Genomic DNA, 20,226 nt, shown 5'->3' with positions numbered 1-20,226 from the left:
GCGCACACTATGGAGCGTGCCCGGCCGGAGCAACTTTCGAAGTTGTAAGACGCAGCAGACGCGTCCGATGTGTCACCCCCAAACCTCATCATAAAGGGCGATGATCTCGTCGGCGGACGGCACGCGCGGATTATTGCCGGGCGATCCGGACGCCAGCGCCTGCTCGGCCATCAGGGGTCGCAATTGCTGCCAGCGTTCATGGGCGATGCCGAAGCCGGTCGGTGTCGGCACGCCCAATTCCTCGTTGAGGGCGCGCAACTCGTTGATCAGGGCATCATTGGAAAAAGCGTCACTGGCGGCCTCATCGGCCAACCCCATCGCGCGGGCACAATCGGCATAGCGTTTCGGCGCCGCCGGGATCGACCAGCGGGTGATGGCCGGCAGAAGCATCGCATTGGAGAGCCCGTGCGGTACATGGAAAAAGGCGCCGATCGGCCGACTCATCCCGTGCACAAGGGCAACCGAGGCATTGGAGAAGGCGATCCCGCCGAAACAGGCCCCGATCAGCAGGGCCTCGCGCGCCTCGCGGTCTTCGCCATCATGAAAGGCGCGGCGCAGATTGGGCGCAATCAGGCGCATGGCGGCCAGTGCCTGCTGATCCGAAAAGGGCGAGGCCTTGCGGCTGACATAAGCCTCAATGGCATGGGTCAGGGCGTCGATCCCGGTGTCCGCTGTCACCCTTTTGGGCAGGGACAGGGTGAGATCAGGGTCAAGGATGGCGGCCACCGGCATGAAGGCGAGGCCCATGCACAGCATTTTCTCGTCATTCTCCGGATCGGTGATGACAGTGACGCGGGTCGCCTCCGACCCCGTGCCGGCCGTGGTCGGGATGGCAACCACCGGCAGACCCGGCTCGTCGACCATGCGCGGCACCTTGTAGTCCCGCATCCGACCGCCATGGGGACCCAGCACTGCGAGCGCCTTGGCGGTATCGATTGCACTCCCCCCGCCGAGCGCCACAAGACCGTCAAAGGCGGCGCCCTCGCAACCCGAGGCCAGGATCGCCTCGGCAGAGATGACCGAGGTTTCGGTGGGCTCCGGCTCGGTGGCATCGAACAGGCCAAAGGCAATGCCCGCGCCGGCGAGGTGGCCCGACAGCCGGTCGACATAGCCCAGCTGAACCATGGTCGGGTCGGTGATGATCAGGGGACGGGACACACCGCAGCGCCCGAGCAGATCCGCGATCTCGGCCAAGGCACCGGATCCGGTCCGGATCAGGCGCGGCAATACAAGACTAGCAGTCATGACAGCTCCAGCAGATGATTTCAGCCGATATGACGCGCGAACCAGTCCAGCGTTCGCGACCAGGCCAGGGCGGCGGCGGCCTCATCGTAGCGGGGCGTGGTGTCATTGTGGAAGCCATGATTGGCACCGTCATAGACATGGGCCTCAAAGGTTTTCCCGGTCGCGCGCAGTGCGGCCTCATAGGCCGGCGCCCCGGCATTGATGCGATCATCATTGCCGGCATAGTGAAGCTGGAGCGGCGCCTCGATTGCGGCCACATCCTCGGTCGCGGCCTGACGTCCGTAATAGGGTGCGGCGCACGCCATCTCCGGATAGGCCACAGCCAGGGCATTGCAGACCCCGCCGCCATAACAAAAGCCCACGGCGCCGACACGGCCGCTCGAACGCTCATGCCCGGTCAGAAACTCGAACCCGGCAAAGAAATCCGCGAGCAGGCGCTGAGGATCGAGCTGACGCTGCATCACCCGCCCGTCATCATCATTGCCGGGATAGCCGCCAAGCGAGGTCAGTCCATCCGGCCCCAGCGCCAGATAACCCGCCTTCGCGCAGCGCCGCACGACATCCTCGATATAGGGGTTGAGGCCGCGATTCTCGTGCACGACCAGCACCGCGCCGAAAGGCCCCGGACCCGTCGGACGCGCGAGCAGGCCCGCAACCTCGCCATGCCCGTCCGGTGAGGCATAGCGGATGCGTTCGGTGACGATATCCGGATCATCCGCCGCGACTTGCTCGGCGAGGGCATAATCGGGTTGCAGGGCTTCCAGCACAGCCGCGGCACTGACGCCGGCGATCGTGAATCGGGCCGCACGACTGAGAAAATCGCGCTTGGTCATCTGGCCGTGAACATAGCCGTCAAAGAGGTCGAGTATGCGTTGATCGAAATCGGCAGCGGTCTTGCGGGTCATGTGGAGCCCTCCCTTGTCCGTGAGCAAAGTCTAGGGCATCCCGGTCGCGCGGCAATTCTTCATCGGGGCAGGGCTGCGTGACATGCGCAATTCCCGCACCTGACACGTTGACAGGCCGCAAATGCTCCAGTATCTCCCGCGCTCCGTTGAATTACGCTTGTAACGCGAAGGCCACACGATGAAAGTCCGCAGCTCGATCAAATCGCTGAAAAACCGCCACCGCGATTGCCAGGTCGTGAAGCGCCGTGGCCGCGTCTACGTGATCAACAAGACCGACCCGCGCTTCAAAGCGCGCGCCGGCTAGTCGACGCGTCGGCAGCGCCTCGACGAGGCGCGCCTGCCTATCAGCATGAATGCCGCTTGCCCCGTGCATCGAAAAGGTGCGCGGGTTTTGCGTTGAGGAGATGTCCATGACGACGAAAGCCGTTCTGTGGGATCTCGGCAATGTCCTCCTGGACTGGTCGCCCGCCTATCTCTACTCGAAACTCTTCGCCACCGACGCCGAATGCCGACACTTCCTCGAGCATGTCTGCACCATGGACTGGCACGCCGCCCATGACCGCGGCGTCCCGATGGCTGAAAACCGTCTTCCCCTGATCGAAGCCCATCCGCATCTCGAGGACGCGATCCGCGCCTGGGAAAGCGGGTTCGAGCAAATGCTGAACGGCGCCGTCGACGGCACGCCCCGGATCATGGATGCCCTGGCCGACCATGGCGTGCCGCAATACGCCCTGACCAATCTGCCGGCCGAATGGCTCGACCCGGTCAATCGTCTTTATCCGCAGATGCGCCACATGAAGGACGTCATCGTCTCGGCGCATGAGGGGGTCATCAAGCCGGACCCCAGGATTTACGCGATCACCGAGGCCCGTCTCCCCTTCGCGCCGCACGAGGTCGTTTTCTTTGACGACCGCCAGGCGAATGTCGACGCGGCCCGCAGCCATGGCTTCGACGCCGAGCTGTTCACTGGCAAGACCGCCCTGAGCGCGGCACTGGAATCCCGCGGCCTGCTGGTCTCGGCCTGACGGGCCCACCCCGTCCAGACCTTCCCCTTACGTCAAGCTCGCCGGAGCCGCAGCGCCGCACCAGATGCTGCAGGTGCGCACTATTCACATCGACAGGTTTTGATTTACATACATACCCAGTCATCGAAACTTGGAGATGCCTGACGCAAGATCGGGACCCGGTTTCGTCGTGAATGCGGTCGATAAGAGGGCGCGAGGAGAGACAAGATGGATCTGAATTTCACCCCCGAGGAAGAGGCTTTCCGCGAGGAAGTCCGCAGCTTCCTGAAGGACAAGCTGTCCGAGGAACTGGCCACCAAGGTGCGCAATGGTCGCGACCTGAACAAGGCCGACATGGAAAACTGGCATGCCACGCTGAACAGCCAGGGATGGCTGGCTCCGGGCTGGCCGGTCGAGCACGGCGGCACCGACTGGGACTCGGTCAACATGCACATCTTCGAAGAAGAGTGCGCCCGCGCCAATGCGCCACGCACGGTTCCCTTCGGACTGGGCATGCTGGGTCCGGTGCTGATCAAATTCGGCACGGAAGAGCAGAAGGCGACCATCCTGCCGCGCATCCTGTCCGGTGAGGATTGGTGGTGCCAGGGCTATTCCGAGCCGGGTGCCGGTTCCGACCTGGCCAGCCTGAAGACCCGCGCCATCCGTGATGGTGATGACTACATCATCAACGGTCAGAAGACCTGGACCACGCTCGGCCAGTTCGCCAACAAGATTTTCTGCCTCGTGCGCACCTCGACCGAGGGCAAGCGCCAGGAAGGCATTTCCTTCATCCTCGTTGATCTCGACACGCCGGGTATCGAGATGCGCCCGATCAAGCTGATCGAGGGCGGGTTCGAGGTGAATGAGGTCTTCTTCACGGATGTCCGCGTCCCCGCTGTCAACATGGTCGGCGAGGAGAATATGGGCTGGACCATCGCCAAATATCTACTGGGCCATGAGCGCACCAATATCGCCGGCGTCGGCGCCTCCAGCGAGGCGCTCAGCCAGCTCAAGGCGCTCGCCCGCAAGGTCAAGCGCAAGGGCAAGCCGCTGGCTCAGGATCCGCTCTTTGCGGCCAAGGTCGCGGAGGTCGAGATCGACCTGGAAGCCATGCGCATGACCAATTTGCGGATGCTGTCCGGCGTCGCTGATGCGCAGGGCTCGGTCTCCTCCATGCTGAAGATCAAGGGCACGGTGATCCGTCAGGCCATCAATGACCTGTCGCGCCGCGCACTGGGCGCAACCGCATGCCCCTTCCCGTCCGAGGACGTGATCGGCAATTACGCCATCGCCCCGGCGCAAGCGGCCTCCAATGCGGCCAATTACTTCAATAATCGCAAACTCTCGATCTTTGGCGGATCGAACGAGATCCAGCGCAATATCATCGCCAAAGAAACCTTCGGAGCCTGATCCATGGATTTCACGCCGACTGAAGATCGCCGCATGATCGGCGATAGCCTGCGTCGCTATCTGGCCGAGCAGTACCCGATCGAACACCGCAATGCGGTTGCCTATGAGGGCGACTTCCACGACCCGGCCAAATGGGCCGAGCTTGCCGAACTCGGCATTCTCGGCGCCCTGGTCTCCGAGGCGGACGGCGGATTTGGTGGTGCCGGTTTCGACATCACCACCGTGTTCGAGGAAATGGGCCGCGCCATCTGTGCCGAACCCATGCTGGGCAATCTCATGGCGCTGCGCCTCTATGCGGCGCATGGCGAGGCCGAGCGGATCGAGGCGATCATTGCCGGGGCCGAGAAGGCCGCCTTCGGTTTTGACGAGAGCGACGCCTATGGGGATCTCGACAGCATCACCACGCGTGCCAATGGCGACACGCTGACCGGCCGCAAGACCGTCGTCTATGGTGCGCATTGCGCGGACTACATCCTGATCGCGGCGCAATCGGATGGAGGCAAGCTGGGCCTCTATGAAGTGGCCGCCGCGGACGCAGAAGTCCTCTCCTACGCCATGATTGATGGTGCCGGTGCCGCGGAGGTCATTCTCGACAAGACCAAGGCGCGCTGCCTGGCCGAGGATGCACGCGAGGCCATCGAGGCCGCCCTGGATGCCGGTCGGGTCGCCCTGTGCGCCGAAGCCGTGGGCGCCATGGACGTGCTCAAGGTGATGACCAAGGACTATCTGATGCAGCGCCAGCAATTCGGTCGCCCGATTGCACTTTTCCAGGCCCTGCAACACCGTTTGGTCGATTTCTCGATCGAGATCGAACAGGCTCGCTCGATCACCATCTACGCCGCCGCCAAGCTGGACGAAAGCGACAGCAAGGCGCGGGCCCTCGCGGTGGCGCAGGCGAAGAACCTGATCGGTCGGGCCGGCAAGCTGGTGGCCGAGGAAGCCGTGCAGATGCATGGCGGAATCGGCATGACCTGGGAGTATTCCGGGTCTCACTACGCCAAGCGCCTGATCATGATCGACCATCAGCTGGGCGATACCGAAGACCAGCTGCGCACCGCCATGGCGTTATCCGACATCGCCGAAGGCGTCTGATGAATTGAGAGGCAGGCAAGGTGGACAAGCCGCCTGCCTCTCATTTCCTATGCAAGCCATTGTCGCGCTGAAGGAATTGCGGTTCAATCCTGTTTCGGGGCCGGTCCCGGCTTCGTTGGGCGGGAGGCGATTGCGCGCATGCGTGATCTCAAGACAAGCGCGATAATCCTGATTGCCATCCTGGTCGCTGGCATCGCCTCATTCCTGCTGGCCATCCCTCCTGGTTTCCTTGCACCGATCTGGCTGCCCGGCGCCGTCACACTGACAGCGGTCCTTTTGGTCGGATACCGCGCCCTGCCTGCCATAGGCCTGGGCATTTGCCTGCTGACCCTGACCTACGGTTTCCATGTCCTGGAAGCGGGAATCTGGCGCGCCGCCGGGGGCAGCATTGGTTTCGCAATCGCGGCCATGATCCAGGCTGCGGTCGCGCGCCGTCTTGTCCGACCGAAACCGGACCAAAGTGTCGCGCTTGAAACCGGCATGGAGCTCGTCCGGCTGATCGTGCTCGGCGCCATTCTGGCCAGCATGGTCGGCTCCATCTTCGCAGCCGCCTGGGTGACTCTCGGGGGTTTCGGCGTCCCCGGGCTCGACTTCTGGTCCGGTTTCGCGCGGAACTGGGCCGGCAATGCCGTGGCTGCCGCCGCGATTACCCCGGTCCTGCTGGTCCTGTTCGAGACCGACCGCGTCAGCCGCCGCCGCAAACGCAATATTGCCCTCGTCTTCACGATTTTGGCGACCATCGGCCTCACCACATTTGCGCTCACGCGATTGAATGGGCTCGAACTGCGCCAGGAGCATTTCGAGGAGGAAGTCGCCGAAGACCATATTGCCTTGCAGGAGAGCCTGAATGCGGCGCGGCGCCGGCTGGAATCCCTGCAGGGCTTTTTCGCGGCGTCTGAAAATGTCTCCCCGGAGGAATTCTCCACCTTCGTCGACATCGCCTTCGAGCAACTCGACAGCGTGAGCTCCGTGCACTGGATGGTGGTCGATGCGGATGAGAACATGTCTCGTCACGCCCTTCTGACGCCGGTCGAGGGCGTTCGCAGCGCTCCCGGCCGCCGTCTCATGATCACCGCCGACCGGGAGCTGGCCACCGACTATTTCTTCGATGACCTGCCCGCCCTGATCGACGCCACGCTCGCCAGCGGGGCGTTTTCTGCATCGGCTCTGAATGCAAGCGGACCGGCCGCCTGGGTTGGCCTTGCCATTCCCGCTTTTGCCGGACGTCAGATCCCCGCAGACATGGGGGGGCGACGCGAAAGCCTGCGCAGCGTCGCCGTCGGAACTTTCCGTGTCGAGGCCATCCTCGGGTCTGCCTTGTCCAGCGAAGCCGCGCTCTATTCCTATCGCATCCGCGGTCTGGATGCGCAGCGGCGCACGCTTTGGGAACACGGTCAGCTTCCCGACGATTTCGCGCTCACAACGCGTCGGGAGTTTTCGGTGGGAGGCCAACTCTGGCAGGTCGACTACATTGCCAATGAGAGTTTCCTGCAGGGCGAACAGGACTGGGTTTCCTGGGCCGTGATCGTGGTCGGCTTCTGCTTCATTTCCGTTCTCAATGCCCTCGCAATGCTCTCCACGGCCCGGACTGACCTGGTTCAGCGCCTGGTTGATGAGAAAACCGCCGAGTCCCGGACCCTCTCCAATAATCTCTCACTGATTCTGGAACATGCCGCCGATGCGATCATAAGCTTTGATCAGGATGGGCGCGGTGTTCTAATCAATCCCGCGGCCGGGGACCTGTTCGGATATGCCCCGGATGAACTCGTCGGTGAGGTCATTCATGACCTCATCCACCCCGTCGACATGCGCGGGCGGCCGCATACGCGTGATGAGTGCGCAATGGTCCAGGAGGCGCTGCGAGACAGCCCGAGTTCAGGACATGATCGTTTTCGCCGCAAGGATGGCAGCGATTTCTTCGCCGAATATGCAACCGAAACCATGCGCGACGACGCCGGTCGGCTGATCGGCGCGGTGACCGTTGTGCGCGACATCACGGAGCGAATCGAAGCCGAGGCCGACCGCGAACGCTTCATCGAGCGCCTGACCCGCGCCAATGAGGAGCTGGAACGCTTTGCCTTCGTCGCGAGCCACGATCTGCAGGAGCCCCTGCGTCTGATCTCGAATTTCACCGGCCTGCTCGCCAACCGGTGTGGTGACCAGCTCGATGATGCCGGCCAGACCTATATCCGGCACACGCTGGATGCCACCGTGCGGATGCAGACCCTCATCACCGACCTGCTCGCCTATGGCCGTTTGAACTCCGATGCCGATGCCACGCGCACCGAGGTCGATATGGGCCGGCTGGTGGAAGAGACCTTCAAGACCCTGGGGCCATCGGTTCAGGCCGCGCGGGAGCGTATCCATATCGGCGATCTGCCGGTTGTGCGGGGACATCCGGCCCGGCTGGGTCAGCTGATGCAGAATCTCATCAGCAACGCCGTGAAGTTCCAACCCGAGGGCCAGGCTGCCGAAGTCTGGATCGACGCGGAAGACACCGGCGATTCCTGGACGCTTTCGGTTGCCGACAATGGCATCGGCATCAAGCGTGATTATCGCGAACAGATTTTCCAGCCCTTCAAGCGCCTGCACTCACCCGATGCCTATCCCGGCAGCGGGATGGGTCTCACGATTTGCCGGAAAATTGTTGAATCCCATGGCGGTGCGCTTACCATTTCCGACAATGAGCCTCATGGAAGTATTTTCCGCTTCACACTGCCCAAAACCGCTCCCAAGCCCATGCCGGCCCCCGGGACCGAGCCACCGGAATCCGAACAATGAAGATACCGCGCGCTGCCAAAATACTGATTGTTGAAGACAATTCCGGTGACGAATTCCTGGTCCGCGACGCCTTCGAACGCGGCAGGGCACGCCATGAACTGGAGGTCGCACGCGACGGTGAGGCCGCCCTGGACCGCCTGCGTGGCCTGGGCGAACACGCTGAAAAACCCGCGCCCGACCTCATCCTGCTGGATCTGAACCTGCCGAAGATCGACGGACGCGACGTCCTCAGAAGTCTCAAGGATGACGACCAGCTCGCCAGTATCCCGGTGCTGATTCTCACCACCTCGTCATCCGAGACCGATGTCGAGCGCTGTTACGCGCTGCACGCCAATGCCTACATGACCAAGCCGTTCGACGCGCTGGGGTATGAGGAGATCGTGGCAGCCGTCGAGGCCTTCTGGCTCGCGAATGCTGTCCTGCCGACCGCGCTGGCCCGGCCTTAAATCTCGTCCACTTTCTGGTTAGCCCATCTGGACGCCGCCATTCCTGCGGCTATGTTTTGTCCATGACACCCTTTCTCCTATCCGGCCTCCTCCTGCTGACTGGCGCCCAGGACGCACCCGATGCGGACGTCCAGATTGCGCCACAGACAGAATTCCAGACGCCGGAAGAGCGCCTGAACGAGCGTCTCGACGCGCTGGCCGCGGCCGGTCCGCGAGAAGCCCCGCCCCTGGTCGACGAGATTCACGCTCTGTGGGCGCATTCAGGCAGCGACACGGTCTCATTGCTCATGGATCGTGGACGGGTGGCAGAACAGGCCGAAAATGCCGATATCGCTGCTCGCATGTATGATCATGTCACCCAGCTGGATCCGGATTTCGCCGAGGGCTGGCTGGCGGCCGGGCGGATGGCCGCCCAGGCTGAGGACTGGGGCTATGCCCTGGAGACACTCAACACCGCGCTGACGCTCGAGCCGCGCCGCTATGACGCCTATCTGACCATCGCCCGGCTGCTTGAACGCGCCAATGAGGCCGAGGCAGCCCTGGAAGCCTATGAGGACGCGCTGGCCATCTATCCGGCTCATGAGGCCGCCACCGAGGCTCGCGACCGGCTGCTTGCCCTGCTGGCCGGGCGGGCGCTCTGACCCTTGCCCCTGACCGACCTCATTCCGGCGGGACTGATTGTTGGCCTCGCCGCCCTGATCGCTATCAGCTGGACACTCGCCAGGCGAGCAATCACGCGCATCGAGGCCCGCTTTCCGCCGAAGGCCGAATTCATCACCGTCGACGGCGTGCGTCTGCATGTTCGCCAGACCGGGCCGAAGACCGGACCTGCCGTCCTTGTCCTGCACGGTGCCGCGTCCAATCTGGAAGAACCGCATCTCGCCCTCGCTGACACCTTCACCGGGGAAAGGGTCATCTGGCTGGACCGCCCCGGCCTCGGCTGGAGTGACCGGCCCGACGGTCTTTGGTCACCGCAACGCGAAGCGGCGCTCATTGCCCGCCTGCTGGAGACGATCGAAGCCGGTCCGGTGACAGTCATCGGGCATTCCTGGGGCGGCGCCATCGCCCTGCGCCTGGCGATGGATCATCCCGATCAGGTCGACAGTGTCGTCCTGATCGCACCGGCCCTGTCTGCCTGGATCGGCGATGCAGCCTGGTTCAACGCCGCCAGTTTCTGGCCGGTTCTGGGTCCGTTGATCACGCATTTCATTGTTCCGCTCATGGGTGAGGGACAGGCCCGCTCCGGCGCCGTCAGTGCATTCCACCCGGAGCCGGTCCCGGATGACTATCTGGAAAACTCCGCCTTGCCGCTCCTGCTTCGCCCCTCCACCTGGCGCGCCAATGCCCGGGACATGATGGCGGTGAACCACCATCTGGAGGCGCAGGAAAACCGCTACGAAGACACCCACCAACCCACCGCGATCATCAATGCGCGCGCAGATACGGTTCTATGGGCCCATCGACATGGCGGAATGGTGTCGCAGCGCATGCCTCGCGCGTCACTGCATTGGGTGTCCGGCGCGGGTCACAATCTGCACCATCACCACCCCGCCATCATACTGGAAGCCGTACACAAAGTGCGCGAGCAGGCCCGTTCCACGGCGTGAAATACCGCGATGACTGGCCCCGCCGCTTGAGGCTGGGCAGGGCTGGAACTAGTCTCCGCCTCCGTCCACCAGAAAGGCTTCTCCCATGGCATTTACCGATACCGCGCCCCAGACCCAACGTGATGAATCCGACGCCATTGGCGGCGCCGCCCGCGAGCAGCTGAAGGCCTTTGTGGCACGCATCGAACGCCTCGAGGAAGACAAGGCCAATGTAATGGCCGACATGAAGGAAGTCTATGCCGAGGCCAAATCCTCCGGCTATGACACCAAGATCCTCCGCAAGGTCATTGCCTTGCGCAAGATCGACCGCCATGAGCGCCAGGAAGCCGAAGCGCTGCTGGAATTGTATCTCGGTGCTGTCGAGGGCTAGACTGACAGCCTCACCAGGAGGCTCGCTTGGTCCGCAAGATCGACGAAAAGAAGACGCGACGCGCCTTGCGGCGGCTCGAAAGAGCCCGCAAGGCCGCCGCCGATTCCGACGCGGCCAAGATCGACCTGTCCGAATGGGAGGGCGAGTTTCTCGGCTCGCTGGAAGAAAGGCTCGAGAAGTTCGGCTCGGCCTTCAATGACCCGGACAAGGGCAATACCGAAGAGGCCCTTTCGGCCCGCCAGGCGCTGAAGCTTCGCGAGATCGAAAAGAAGGCCAAGGGCAAGGCCCGCAAGCCGATGTCACGCGGCAATGGCTTCAAGCGCAAGTCTGGCGGGACAGCTCCGCGCGGTCGCGACATCTACGACGACATTGCCGCGGACCGGGAGGCTGAGACCGGTGCGCCGGAGCCGGTCGCGAACGGTCCGGGCCCGGACCGTTCGCCCCCTGACACATCACCCCCTGACACATCACCCCAGCAAAGGCGGGCCGGATTTCGGGTCATTTCCGGCGGCACTGACACCACGGACGGCTCGGAGCCCTGATTAGCACTTCATTCAGGGTTAATCCCTGTTTCGCGCGCGCGCCGGACCCGGCCTGCCTATCCTGTTTTTGAATAGAGAACGGGATAAGTGCCATGTTTCAGGACATCGACGTCTTCAGCCACCACGAACAATCCCTGTTCGAGGACCTCGAAAAGGCCCAGCGCGCCGGAATCACCAGCGAGGCGGGCCGCGCGGCCTTCTCCAATGCCATGACCGAGCTTGACCAGCTGGTCGAGGACAAGGAGACCCAGATCTACAGCCATCTGGCAGCCGACCCCCTCACACGCGATTACATCTCCCGCCTCGACGGTCAGATTCACGGCCTTTCCAGCCGGATCGACATCCTGCGGACCCATATCGAACTGGGTCTGATGGATGGCAGCGATGAGCGGCCGAACCTCGACCCCTCCCTGCATCGACTCATGCGCCAATTGCGGGCCCGTTTCCGCCGCGAAGCGGCGCTTATGCCGATCTATGCCGGCTGGCTCGATCGCAGTGCCAACCAGGCCGCCGCCCCGCATTGACGCCAACCGGGCGATGACGCACCAAGGCAGGCCTGAATCGGAGGCCTGCGATGACACCCGCCCAATCCGCCTACTGGCAGGAATTCTGCGACGCGACCGGACATGACCGCGCGCCGGACGATATCTTTGCCTTTGGCGACAGCGAAGCGCTGGCGGATGAATTGCTGGCGCTCGTCCTGATCGACCGCAAGAAGGCGACCGCCTCACATTTGCGCTGGTACGGGCCCGACAAGGAAGCGCTGCCCAAGCCCGGCGATCTGGCCCTGGTTCTCGACGGCCGCAACGCACCAGCCTGCATCATCCAGGCAAGCCGGGTTGATATCCATCCGGTCAGTGAAACGACCGAGGAATTCGCCTGGACCGAAGGGGAAGGCGATCGCTCTCTCGCCTGGTGGATGGCCGCCCATATCGACTATTTCCAACGTGAAGCCGAGAGAGAGGGTACGACTTTCGATGTCGGTGACGACGCCGTCTTCCACCGCTTCAACCGTGTCTGGCCGCTGCCCGCCAGCGCGCTCGCACCATGAAAACGGGCCGGCGCGCATGGCAGCGCCGGCCCATTCCGTCCCCCACCCCGCGGGGCAGGCCTCCTCCCGTGGCGGGGAGGCTTTTTTTGTGATCAGCCGGCGGCGCGTACGCCGTCGACATCCAGCTCGTATTCACGGACCTTGCGATAGAGCGTCGAACGCCCAACACCGAGACGGCGGGCAACTTCGCTCATCCGGCCGGCATAGGTCTCGATGGCAAACTCGATCAGGTCACGCTCGATATCCTCGAGTGAGCGCAGATGTCCGCCCTCATCCATGATATCGACCGGTCCGAATTCGGCGCCCGCAGCGGCCTCACCGGCAGCCAGAGTCTCCGCCATGGTGGCCAGGGCGCCTGTATCCGGCACCTCGCCAATCTCCGGCGTCAGCCCGGAAATCTGCGGGAAATCTTCCGGCGTCAGCACATCGCCATCCGAAAGAACGACAGCGCGGAAGACTGCGTTCTCCAGCTGGCGCACATTGCCCGGCCAATCGAAATGGGTGAGGAGGGCGTGCGTTTCCGGTGCCGCATCCTGGATCGACTTGTTCTCCTGGGCATTGAAACGACCGATGAAATGGCGCACCAAGGCCGGGATGTCATCCTTGCGTGATCGCAGGGACGGCACCTCAATCGGGAAGACATTCAGACGATAAAAGAGATCTTCGCGGAAGGCGCCAACGGCCACTTGCTCAGCCAGGTCGCGATTGGTCGCCGAAATGATACGGACATTGACCTTGACCGGGCGCTTGCCGCCAACCGGGTCGACTTCGCCTTCCTGCAGGGCCCGCAACAGCTTGACCTGCATATCCAGCGGCAGCTCGCCAATCTCGTCGAGAAAGAGCGTTCCACCATCCGCTTCCTGGAACTTGCCCATATGCTTGCCGACTGCACCGGTGAAAGCGCCCTTCTCGTGACCGAAGAGGGTGGATTCAACGAGGTTTTCAGGAATGGCACCGCAATTCACCGCCACAAAGGGACCACCGGCGCGCTTGGACGCGGCCATGATGGACCCGGCGACCAGCTCCTTGCCGACGCCGCTTTCCCCGGTGATGAGGATCGGAATATCGGACTGCGCGGCCCGCTCACCAAGGCGAACCACCTGGCGCATGGTCGGCGCGCCGGCAATCATGTCTGAAAAGCCCAGCGTACCCTCGGCCTTGCGGCTGAGGCGCTTGACCTCACCCGACAGGTTCTGCACGCGCAACGCATTGCGGATCGACACTGTGATGCGTTCCGGGCTGGCGGGCTTCACGAAGAAGTCGACCGCGCCGGCACGCATCGCTGCCACGACTGTTTCAATTCCCCCGCTCGCGGTCAGCACGATGACGGGCAGGTCCGGCTGTTTGCGCTTGAGCGCCTCCAGCGTCTCCATCCCGTCCATGCCGGGCATGATCAGGTCAAGCAGCATGACATCAATCCCCGAAGATGCCACGCGATCGAGGGCAGCCTCACCGCTCTCGGCGGTCTCGGCCCGATAGCCCTGCTTCTCGATCACCGCCTGAAGAAGGCGGCGCTGTGTCGGATCGTCATCGACGATCAGAACTGATTTCACCATCACCCACGCCTTTTCGGTCGCTTTGTTATCTCGCCGGGCCTTTTGGCCTCGCCACTCTTGCGAGCGGGGCGTCTATGCGAACCGTTATGGGACACTTGTCTAAATTTGACGTTTAAGAGACGGCAACGACCGGTTAAGCATAAGGATCAAGACCGTCTTAACGGACTGGCCCACGCAGGATGCCTGCTCGCTCATCATGGCTGCTTCTCCCGGATCCCCGACCCGCTGGCCGTTTGCGCGCCATGATGTCTTTGCCAACCTGGCGGAAGAATACCGTATGCGGGTTATCCGATCCCTGCCGGGGATGATCGTCTGGCCGGCGCTGATGTTTGCCCTGGTCGTCGCTGCGCAGCTGGCGACCGTGATCAGTTGGAGCGCGGCCGGCGGCCCGGAGACCGGCTTGAGCCAGGGCAGTGCCATCTTTCTTGGCAATATCATCGCCTATTCCGGCCTGGGCCTGATCATGTGGGCCTGGATGAAACGCTACCAGGCGCACCGGCCTGTCTTCGCAATTTTCCCTCTGCGTCTTTCAGATTTCCTGGCGGCGGCTCTGGTCATGGTCTTCATGGTGTTGATTGCCAGCCCGCTGACCCTGAGCTTCCACGAATTCGCGATGGCCGAACCGGACCTCACACTCGCCGGCGGGGCCAGCCGGGACGACCTGTCCAATGTCGACGATTTCATCGGTGCGGAAGCCAGCCTCTGGCTGCTCATCGGCCTGACCCTGATCGCCGCCCCGATTGTCGAGGAAGTCCTTTTCCGGGGCTGGATGCTGCCCATGATGATGGCCCGCGGCGTCCCGGCGCTGTTCGCGATCATCATCTCCGCGCTGGCCTTTGGGCTGGTTCACATCGCCCAAGGGCTGATGGTGATGACGTCGACCTTCTTCCTGGCGCTGGCGCTGGGTGCTGCACGGGTCTGGACGGGTCGCCTTGCCGCCCCGATCCTCGGCCATGTCGCCAATAATGCATGGGCGGTATTCGCGGTGCCCTACCTGATCTCACTCGCTCCGGCGACCACGGGCAATTGACGCCACCGCCGCCCGGGTCTAGCGCTAGGGCATGAGCCAAAAAGCCGCCACCTCCCCCCGCCCGCCAGCTCCCCTTGTCCAGTTCAATGGTGCCAGACCGCCGACCCCGGACTGGTTTCTCAAGGCCCTTGAGGTTCCAACGGATCGCGGCAGCGTGTCGGTCGAGGACGCAAAAATTTGCTGGAAGGCCTGGGGCAAGCGCGGCGCACCCGGCCTGATCCTTGTCCATGGCGGGGTCGCTCACAAGGACTGGTGGGACAGTATCGCCCCCTTCCTGTCCGAAACCCGCCGCGTGGTCGCGCTCGACCTCTCGGGCATGGGAGACAGTGATCATCGCGACCGCTACCGCATGGCGACCTACGCGCTGGAAGTCCTTGCTGCGGGCAAGGATGGCGGTGCCTTCGAGGCCGGAAAGCCCTTCCTCGTCGGCCATTCCTTCGGCGGTTTTGTCTCTGTCGCCACGGCGATGGAACATGGCGACCAGCTGGCCGGGATTGCCGTGCTCGACAGCCCCATCCGGCCCAGCCAGGAACAGCGCCGCTCTTCACCGCCCTCGCGGGGCGGCATGATCTATAATTCCTTTGACGCGGCGCTGGCGCGCTTTCGCCTCCTGCCGGAGCAGGGCTGCGAGAATGCCTTCCTGCTGGACCATATCGCCCGGCAGTCTCTGAAAGAGATCACGCGGCCGGACGGCACACAGGGCTGGACCTGGAAATTCGACCCCAAGCTCTGGGACAAGCTGGATTATGACCGCCCGCCACCAGCCGATATTGTCGACGCGCTGAAAACCCGGATTGCCCTGTTCCGGGGCGCGGATTCGCGTCTTGTGAATGACGAGATCTGGGCCTTCATGGGTGACCTGTTCGGACCGGAAACGACCATGGTGTCGATCCCGAATGCGGAACACCATCTCATCCTCGATCAACCGGTCGCCGTGGCGGCCGGGCTGGAAGTCCTGACCGGTCCGGGCTGGGGCTGAAGCTCCGGTTTTTGCCAATCAGTCTTCCGGGTGACGCCGGAGCTCGCGAGCCACATCATCCGGCAGCGCGTCCGGCGAGGCCGTCGTGGCCTTGCGCAGACCGCCTATGATCGTGGCCACAATCACCAGGGCCAGCCAAACGCCACCGATCTTCAGCCCGATGGGCCAGAGATAGGCGAATTCGATCGAGCCGAAATTGAGGAATTCCCGCGCTGCCATTCCGGCAAAGACCAGAAGGGCGATCACGGCCGACCAAAGGGCGAAGGGAATGCGCATGCGGAACTCCGAACTGGCAGCAGCCCGGCCAGTCTAGGCCAGTGGATTTTCTACAACCACCCCTTTTGTCGGGCCCGTCGTGCAGCCTCGATCCGGTTGGCCGTGCCCAGCTTGCTGATCGCGCTGTGCAGGTAATTGCGAACGGTACCGCGAGCCAGACCGGACGCCTCCGCCATGGCCGCACTGTCGAGCCCGGCCTCGGCCAGCCGCAGGAGACGACGCTCGGCATCGCTGAGCGGATCGGCTTCGTCCCAGGCGCGCGCCGCCAGCTCCGGCGCCACCACGCGCTCGCCCGCCATCACCCGCCGGATCGCGCCGGCCAGATCAGCTGACGGTCCATCCTTGAGAATGAAACCGGACACGCCCGCCTCCATCGCCCGACGCAGATAGCCGGGCCGGTCAAAGGTCGTGACGATCAGTACACGGGTGCGCGATTCTTCCCGACGCAGGAGATCCGCCAGCTCCAGCCCCGTCATGTCCGGCATCTCGATATCCGTGAGGACCAGATCGGGGTCCTTGCGGCGAACAACGTCATGGGCTTCGCGTCCATTGCCCGCCAGGCCGACCACCTCGATATCGCGCTCCAGGCCAAGCAGCGTCGCCAGCGCGTCGCGCAACAGGGTCTGGTCCTCGGCGATCACGACCTTGATCATTGCTGCGCTCCGATGCTTTGCGTCAGGGTTGGCAGGGTCGCCGTCAGAACCGTTCCCCGACCATCATGGCCCGCTGCCACGTCCAGCGCGCCACCCAGCGCTTCAAGGCGCGCGCGCAGACCACTCAGCCCGCCCCCGGACGGATCGGCATCGCCACGCCCATCATCCTCGATCGCAAGGCACGCCACATCACCCTGTCTTGAAAAGACGAGCTCGGCGTCGCCTGCGTCAGCATGGCGGATGATATTTGTAACCGCTTCGCGCACAACCATGGCGAGGGCTGTCGAGACTTCGTCCGACAGCTCCGCGGCATCCCCGGCGCCATCAAGGCGGGCCGAAACGCCGGCATCGGCGAGGCGCTGGGCGCCTTCGCTCATCGCCTCGCCCAGCTTTCGGCCGCGCAGGCCGATCACCGCTTCCCGCATGTCCGCCAGCGCCTGGCGGGAGATCGTCTGGATCGCCCTCAGCTCGGTCAGCGCCCGATCCGCGTCCTGGCCAAGGAGGCGTTCGGCGATCTCCGCCTTCAGGGTGACAGTCGACAGGGTCTGGCCGAGCAAGTCGTGCAGGTCGCGGGCGATGCGTTGACGTTCGGCCTCTGCGCCCTCGCGGGCGGCGCGACTGCGGGTCTCCTCGGCTTGATCCGCCTCGCGTTCATGGCGCGCCGCGATCATCGACCCGCCGGCGGCCATCGCGCCCAATCCCGCCAGGGCGAGCGCGAAGAGCGGAGTTGGCGCATGGATCCAGATGGCGCTGATGCCCGTCACCGCAAGAAGTGCCATGGCAGCCCACAGGCGAAGCGTCCAGTCGAGGCGACCCAGCATGGCCGCAGCGAAGACGAAATAGACGCCGCCACCCAGCGTCTGCGGAACCAACAGCAATCCAAGCAAGCTGGTGATGAGGGCAGCAGGATAGACCGTCCAGTCCATCCGCCGCATGGCAAAGACATACAGACCGATGAAGCCGGCCATGCTGACCAGCCCCAAGGCCGCCTCGAGCCGCGTCGGCGGCAGGTAGAGCCAGCCGAAGAAGAACATGCCCAGATAGAGCAGGTGTATCCACGGCCGGTTCGGCGATATCAGCGTGCGCAGGGCAATCACGGATCCGTCAGCCTTTCTCAGGCCATTGCCGCAATCAGGCGGCGATAGCGGTTCGATTCCCATGAAAGCCCGGCAGCGGCCAGCAGGTAAAGGCCGCTCACCACGAGCGGAATGCCGACCAGGCTGTATTGCGGCGCGAGGAAGAAGATCGCCGTTACCGCCGCGACCCGGACAATCGCATGGACCATGCAGACCCTGGAAGCATAGCCCCAGCCGATGATCGGCCAGTGCAGGCTCATCCCGATCGCGAGGGTGAGCGGGGCGGCCTGGGGCGCGGTCCAGATCACGATCATGTGGATCGGCCAGAGCAGGTTGATCGCGACAATCGCGGCTGTCGTGACCCCGGACAGCGGCGATTTCGCCTTCATGAAAGGAGATTTGAAAACACCCTGCAAGAGGATGCCGAGCGGGAAGATGGCGCCCGAGAAGGCGGCGGCCGTATAGGCCCAGTCAGTCGGGTCCATATAGGCACCGGCAATGGCGAGGCCGGCCCAGTAGATGGCACCGGCCACAGGCAATGACACCCCGCCACCGGCTTCGGCACTGTAGCGGCGGCGTTCATTGAGGAAGACAGTTTTGAGATCGGTCATGGGGAAACTCCTTTGTCTGTCCCCATGCTGGACGGCGCAGGCGGGGATGGGCAGAAACAGGCGTCACCCTTCACGCATGACAGCTGTCACCTGCGGCAAATGGCGCTGCCATCTTGGCGGGGCATCCAACGCGTGCTATCCGCTCGAAACTGAATTTGACGGAGGTTGAGGACCAATGGCGTCTGATTATGTTCGTGGCGAAATGGACATCGCCGACCAGAAAGCCACCTTTGGCGGATTCATCGCGGTTTCGGTGTGGGGCAGCCTGCTCACCGTGGTGAGCGTGCTCTATCTCACCCTCGTCTTTGCAGTTGGCATGGACTGGCTGGCCGGCCTGATCGCCACCGCCGTCGTCGGCGGCGTGCTCGGCCTCGCGCTTGGCATGAAGACATCCTGGTATGTCACCCTGGGCGGGCTTTTCTTCTTCAGCCTTGTCTGCGGCGGCATCGTTCAATTGTTCGGTATGGTGTTTGGCGGCTGATTTCCTCGTCGCCTCTTCGCACTGCACAAAATTTCCCAGTTTCCGGTCTAGAAATTTCCCGGAGGGGCCTTCCCCTCACGGGAGAATTCGCGCATCCTCGCCGCATCAAGCCAAAAGCGGCGGGACGAAATGCGAATTGCCATTCTGAAAGAACGACATGCGGGTGAAACCCGCGTGGCAGCCACCCCTGAAACCGTCAAGAAATTCGTGGCCGCCGGCCATGAAGTCGCCATCGAGAAGGGCGCGGGCCTGACCGCCGCCGTGACCGATGACGCCTTTGCCGACGCAGGTGCGAAAATCGGCACCGCGGCTGCAACACTCAAGGGCGCCGATGCGCTCTTCGCGGTGCGCAGCCCGGATGACGCGACTCTGGCCAAGCTGAAGGGCGTCCTGCTGGTCTCCCATCTCAGCCCGCACGGCAACACCAAGATGGCCGAGGGCCTGGCCAAGGCCGGCATCGACGCGCTCGCCATGGAATTCGTGCCGCGCATCACCCGTGCCCAGGCCATGGACGCCCTGTCCTCGCAAGCCAATCTCGCCGGTTATCGCTCGGTCATCGAAAGCGCCGAGCTCTATGGCCGCGCCTTTCCGATGATGATGACCGCCGCCGGCACGGTCGCCCCGGCCAAGACCTTCGTGATGGGGGTCGGCGTCGCCGGCCTGCAGGCGATTGCCACCGCGCGCCGCCTCGGCGCCATCGTCACCGCCACCGATGTCCGTCCGGCCGTGAAGGAACAGGTCGCGTCCCTGGGCGCGAAATTCGTTGCGGTCGAGGATGACGAATTCAAGCAGGCCGAGACTGCGGGCGGATATGCCAAGCAGATGTCACCGGAATACCAGGCCAAACAGGCCGAGCTGGTGGCCAGCCATATCGCCAAGCAGGACATTGTCATCACTACCGCCCTCATCCCGGGCCGCCCGGCCCCGACCCTGGTCTCCAAGGCCATGGTCGAGAGCATGAAACCCGGCTCGGTGATCATCGATCTCGCCGCGCCCAATGGCGGCAATTGCGAACTGACCAAGGTCGATGAAGTCGTCGAGCACAAGGGCGTCAAGATCGCCGGCTATGGCAATCTCGCCGGCCGGCTCGCCGCCGACGCCTCGGCGCTCT

The 20,226-nt window shown here is 63.6% G+C and carries 23 protein-coding genes; 16 read left to right on the top strand and 7 right to left on the bottom strand.

Annotated features, from left to right (window positions below):
• Nucleotides 1-72: 72 nt before the first annotated feature.
• Entirely contained in the window at nt 73-1,245 is a 1,173-nt protein-coding gene (locus QZ266_RS06140; RefSeq protein ID WP_295692709.1) for an iron-containing alcohol dehydrogenase, read from the bottom strand.
• A gap of 20 nt (nt 1,246-1,265) precedes the next feature.
• On the bottom strand, nt 1,266-2,150 hold the full coding sequence (gene yghX / locus QZ266_RS06135; RefSeq protein ID WP_295692706.1) for a YghX family hydrolase: 885 nt from the start codon (nt 2,148-2,150) through the stop codon (nt 1,266-1,268).
• 178 nt (nt 2,151-2,328) lie between these two features.
• On the opposite strand from yghX, the gene ykgO reads away from it, so the two are divergent.
• From ykgO to QZ266_RS06075, 12 genes are all read left to right on the top strand, one after another.
• Complete coding sequence (ykgO, locus tag QZ266_RS06130) at nt 2,329-2,454, top strand: type B 50S ribosomal protein L36 (RefSeq protein ID WP_011644457.1); 126 nt, start codon at nt 2,329-2,331, stop codon at nt 2,452-2,454.
• A gap of 106 nt (nt 2,455-2,560) precedes the next feature.
• Nucleotides 2,561-3,175: an HAD family phosphatase gene (locus QZ266_RS06125; RefSeq protein ID WP_295692697.1), complete on the top strand. Its 615-nt coding sequence runs from the start codon at nt 2,561-2,563 to the stop codon at nt 3,173-3,175.
• A gap of 207 nt (nt 3,176-3,382) precedes the next feature.
• Complete coding sequence (locus tag QZ266_RS06120) at nt 3,383-4,564, top strand: acyl-CoA dehydrogenase family protein (protein WP_295692695.1); 1,182 nt, start codon at nt 3,383-3,385, stop codon at nt 4,562-4,564.
• Nucleotides 4,565-4,567: 3 nt separating this feature from the next.
• Nucleotides 4,568-5,656, top strand: coding sequence for an acyl-CoA dehydrogenase family protein (locus QZ266_RS06115; RefSeq protein ID WP_295692692.1), 1,089 nt, complete (start codon nt 4,568-4,570; stop codon nt 5,654-5,656).
• Between the two features lie 138 nt (nt 5,657-5,794).
• Nucleotides 5,795-8,437 (top strand): ATP-binding protein, encoded by a 2,643-nt coding sequence (locus QZ266_RS06110; protein ID WP_295692691.1) that lies wholly within the window; start codon nt 5,795-5,797, stop codon nt 8,435-8,437.
• The gene (locus QZ266_RS06105; RefSeq protein WP_295692687.1) at nt 8,434-8,883 is read left to right on the top strand and encodes a response regulator; all 450 of its coding nucleotides are present in this window, start codon (nt 8,434-8,436) and stop codon (nt 8,881-8,883) included. The genes QZ266_RS06110 and QZ266_RS06105 overlap by 4 nt, the downstream gene beginning before the upstream one ends.
• Nucleotides 8,884-8,945: 62 nt before the next feature.
• A complete protein-coding gene (locus QZ266_RS06100) occupies nt 8,946-9,524 on the top strand; it encodes a tetratricopeptide repeat protein (protein ID WP_295692686.1) in 579 nt (192 codons plus the stop codon).
• A 3-nt stretch (nt 9,525-9,527) separates the two neighbouring features.
• The gene (locus QZ266_RS06095) at nt 9,528-10,490 is read left to right on the top strand and encodes an alpha/beta hydrolase (RefSeq protein WP_295692684.1); all 963 of its coding nucleotides are present in this window, start codon (nt 9,528-9,530) and stop codon (nt 10,488-10,490) included.
• An 85-nt stretch (nt 10,491-10,575) separates the two neighbouring features.
• The gene (locus tag QZ266_RS06090) at nt 10,576-10,860 is read left to right on the top strand and encodes a DUF2312 domain-containing protein (RefSeq protein WP_295692681.1); all 285 of its coding nucleotides are present in this window, start codon (nt 10,576-10,578) and stop codon (nt 10,858-10,860) included.
• Between the two features lie 26 nt (nt 10,861-10,886).
• Complete coding sequence (locus tag QZ266_RS06085) at nt 10,887-11,402, top strand: hypothetical protein (RefSeq protein ID WP_295692679.1); 516 nt, start codon at nt 10,887-10,889, stop codon at nt 11,400-11,402.
• A 92-nt stretch (nt 11,403-11,494) separates the two neighbouring features.
• Entirely contained in the window at nt 11,495-11,926 is a 432-nt protein-coding gene (locus QZ266_RS06080; RefSeq protein ID WP_295692677.1) for a hypothetical protein, read from the top strand.
• Nucleotides 11,927-11,976: 50 nt separating this feature from the next.
• Nucleotides 11,977-12,453, top strand: coding sequence for an ASCH domain-containing protein (locus tag QZ266_RS06075; protein WP_295692675.1), 477 nt, complete (start codon nt 11,977-11,979; stop codon nt 12,451-12,453).
• Nucleotides 12,454-12,545: 92 nt separating this feature from the next.
• On the opposite strand, the gene QZ266_RS06070 is transcribed toward QZ266_RS06075, so the two are convergent.
• On the bottom strand, nt 12,546-14,009 hold the full coding sequence (locus tag QZ266_RS06070) for a sigma-54 dependent transcriptional regulator (protein ID WP_295692673.1): 1,464 nt from the start codon (nt 14,007-14,009) through the stop codon (nt 12,546-12,548).
• Between the two features lie 196 nt (nt 14,010-14,205).
• Here QZ266_RS06070 and QZ266_RS06065 point away from each other — a divergent pair, with 196 nt between their 5' ends.
• Both QZ266_RS06065 and QZ266_RS06060 read left to right on the top strand, forming a co-directional pair.
• Nucleotides 14,206-15,039, top strand: coding sequence for a type II CAAX endopeptidase family protein (locus QZ266_RS06065; RefSeq protein ID WP_295692671.1), 834 nt, complete (start codon nt 14,206-14,208; stop codon nt 15,037-15,039).
• Between the two features lie 31 nt (nt 15,040-15,070).
• Nucleotides 15,071-16,018, top strand: coding sequence for an alpha/beta hydrolase (locus QZ266_RS06060; protein WP_295692669.1), 948 nt, complete (start codon nt 15,071-15,073; stop codon nt 16,016-16,018).
• Nucleotides 16,019-16,036: 18 nt separating this feature from the next.
• Here QZ266_RS06060 and QZ266_RS06055 read toward each other — a convergent pair whose 3' ends face one another.
• The 4 genes from QZ266_RS06055 to QZ266_RS06040 are packed head-to-tail and all read right to left on the bottom strand — an operon-like array spanning nt 16,037 to nt 18,634.
• Nucleotides 16,037-16,294: a hypothetical protein gene (locus QZ266_RS06055; RefSeq protein ID WP_295692667.1), complete on the bottom strand. Its 258-nt coding sequence runs from the start codon at nt 16,292-16,294 to the stop codon at nt 16,037-16,039.
• A 50-nt stretch (nt 16,295-16,344) separates the two neighbouring features.
• Nucleotides 16,345-16,947 carry a DNA-binding response regulator gene (locus QZ266_RS06050; protein ID WP_295692664.1) on the bottom strand — a complete coding sequence of 201 codons (603 nt, stop codon included), beginning with the start codon at nt 16,945-16,947 and terminating at the stop codon, nt 16,345-16,347.
• Entirely contained in the window at nt 16,944-18,107 is a 1,164-nt protein-coding gene (locus QZ266_RS06045; protein ID WP_295692661.1) for a sensor histidine kinase, read from the bottom strand. Before QZ266_RS06045 ends, QZ266_RS06050 begins: the two co-directional genes overlap by 4 nt.
• The gene (locus QZ266_RS06040; protein ID WP_295692658.1) at nt 18,062-18,634 is read right to left on the bottom strand and encodes a hypothetical protein; all 573 of its coding nucleotides are present in this window, start codon (nt 18,632-18,634) and stop codon (nt 18,062-18,064) included. Before QZ266_RS06040 ends, QZ266_RS06045 begins: the two co-directional genes overlap by 46 nt.
• Before the next feature lie 175 nt (nt 18,635-18,809).
• Between QZ266_RS06040 and QZ266_RS06035 the strand changes: the two genes are divergently transcribed.
• Nucleotides 18,810-19,115, top strand: a complete 306-nt coding sequence (locus tag QZ266_RS06035) for an aa3-type cytochrome c oxidase subunit IV (protein ID WP_295692655.1) — start codon at nt 18,810-18,812, stop codon at nt 19,113-19,115.
• A gap of 129 nt (nt 19,116-19,244) precedes the next feature.
• Nucleotides 19,245-20,226, top strand: a 982-nt coding sequence (locus tag QZ266_RS06030) for a Re/Si-specific NAD(P)(+) transhydrogenase subunit alpha (protein WP_295692652.1), incomplete at its 3' end; no start/stop codon positions are given.

It is taken from the genome of uncultured Maricaulis sp., from assembly GCF_905480005.1.
Taxonomy (GTDB): Bacteria; Pseudomonadota; Alphaproteobacteria; order Caulobacterales; family Maricaulaceae; genus Maricaulis.
The sequence above is the reverse complement of the archived record's forward strand: the minus strand, read 5'-3'. Positions and strand labels throughout refer to the sequence as shown.

Excerpts from the sequence above, each read along its gene's own strand:
- QZ266_RS06040 (WP_295692658.1), bottom strand. The coding sequence starts at position 18,634 with ATGACCGATCTCAAAACTGTCTTCCTCAATGAACGCCGCCGCTACAGT.
- QZ266_RS06035 (WP_295692655.1), top strand. The coding sequence starts at position 18,810 with ATGGCGTCTGATTATGTTCGTGGCGAAATGGACATCGCCGACCAGAAA.
- QZ266_RS06050 (WP_295692664.1), bottom strand. The coding sequence starts at position 16,947 with ATGATCAAGGTCGTGATCGCCGAGGACCAGACCCTGTTGCGCGACGCG.
- QZ266_RS06125 (WP_295692697.1), top strand. The coding sequence starts at position 2,561 with ATGACGACGAAAGCCGTTCTGTGGGATCTCGGCAATGTCCTCCTGGAC.
- QZ266_RS06100 (WP_295692686.1), top strand. The coding sequence starts at position 8,946 with ATGACACCCTTTCTCCTATCCGGCCTCCTCCTGCTGACTGGCGCCCAG.
- QZ266_RS06045 (WP_295692661.1), bottom strand. The coding sequence starts at position 18,107 with ATGGGAATCGAACCGCTATCGCCGCCTGATTGCGGCAATGGCCTGAGA.
- QZ266_RS06140 (WP_295692709.1), bottom strand. The coding sequence starts at position 1,245 with ATGACTGCTAGTCTTGTATTGCCGCGCCTGATCCGGACCGGATCCGGT.
- QZ266_RS06120 (WP_295692695.1), top strand. The coding sequence starts at position 3,383 with ATGGATCTGAATTTCACCCCCGAGGAAGAGGCTTTCCGCGAGGAAGTC.
- QZ266_RS06065 (WP_295692671.1), top strand. The coding sequence starts at position 14,206 with ATGGCTGCTTCTCCCGGATCCCCGACCCGCTGGCCGTTTGCGCGCCAT.
- QZ266_RS06110 (WP_295692691.1), top strand. The coding sequence starts at position 5,795 with ATGCGTGATCTCAAGACAAGCGCGATAATCCTGATTGCCATCCTGGTC.
- QZ266_RS06105 (WP_295692687.1), top strand. The coding sequence starts at position 8,434 with ATGAAGATACCGCGCGCTGCCAAAATACTGATTGTTGAAGACAATTCC.
- ykgO (WP_011644457.1), top strand. The coding sequence starts at position 2,329 with ATGAAAGTCCGCAGCTCGATCAAATCGCTGAAAAACCGCCACCGCGAT.
- QZ266_RS06080 (WP_295692677.1), top strand. The coding sequence starts at position 11,495 with ATGTTTCAGGACATCGACGTCTTCAGCCACCACGAACAATCCCTGTTC.
- QZ266_RS06090 (WP_295692681.1), top strand. The coding sequence starts at position 10,576 with ATGGCATTTACCGATACCGCGCCCCAGACCCAACGTGATGAATCCGAC.
- QZ266_RS06115 (WP_295692692.1), top strand. The coding sequence starts at position 4,568 with ATGGATTTCACGCCGACTGAAGATCGCCGCATGATCGGCGATAGCCTG.
- yghX (WP_295692706.1), bottom strand. The coding sequence starts at position 2,150 with ATGACCCGCAAGACCGCTGCCGATTTCGATCAACGCATACTCGACCTC.
- QZ266_RS06060 (WP_295692669.1), top strand. The coding sequence starts at position 15,071 with ATGAGCCAAAAAGCCGCCACCTCCCCCCGCCCGCCAGCTCCCCTTGTC.
- QZ266_RS06055 (WP_295692667.1), bottom strand. The coding sequence starts at position 16,294 with ATGCGCATTCCCTTCGCCCTTTGGTCGGCCGTGATCGCCCTTCTGGTC.
- QZ266_RS06075 (WP_295692675.1), top strand. The coding sequence starts at position 11,977 with ATGACACCCGCCCAATCCGCCTACTGGCAGGAATTCTGCGACGCGACC.
- QZ266_RS06070 (WP_295692673.1), bottom strand. The coding sequence starts at position 14,009 with ATGGTGAAATCAGTTCTGATCGTCGATGACGATCCGACACAGCGCCGC.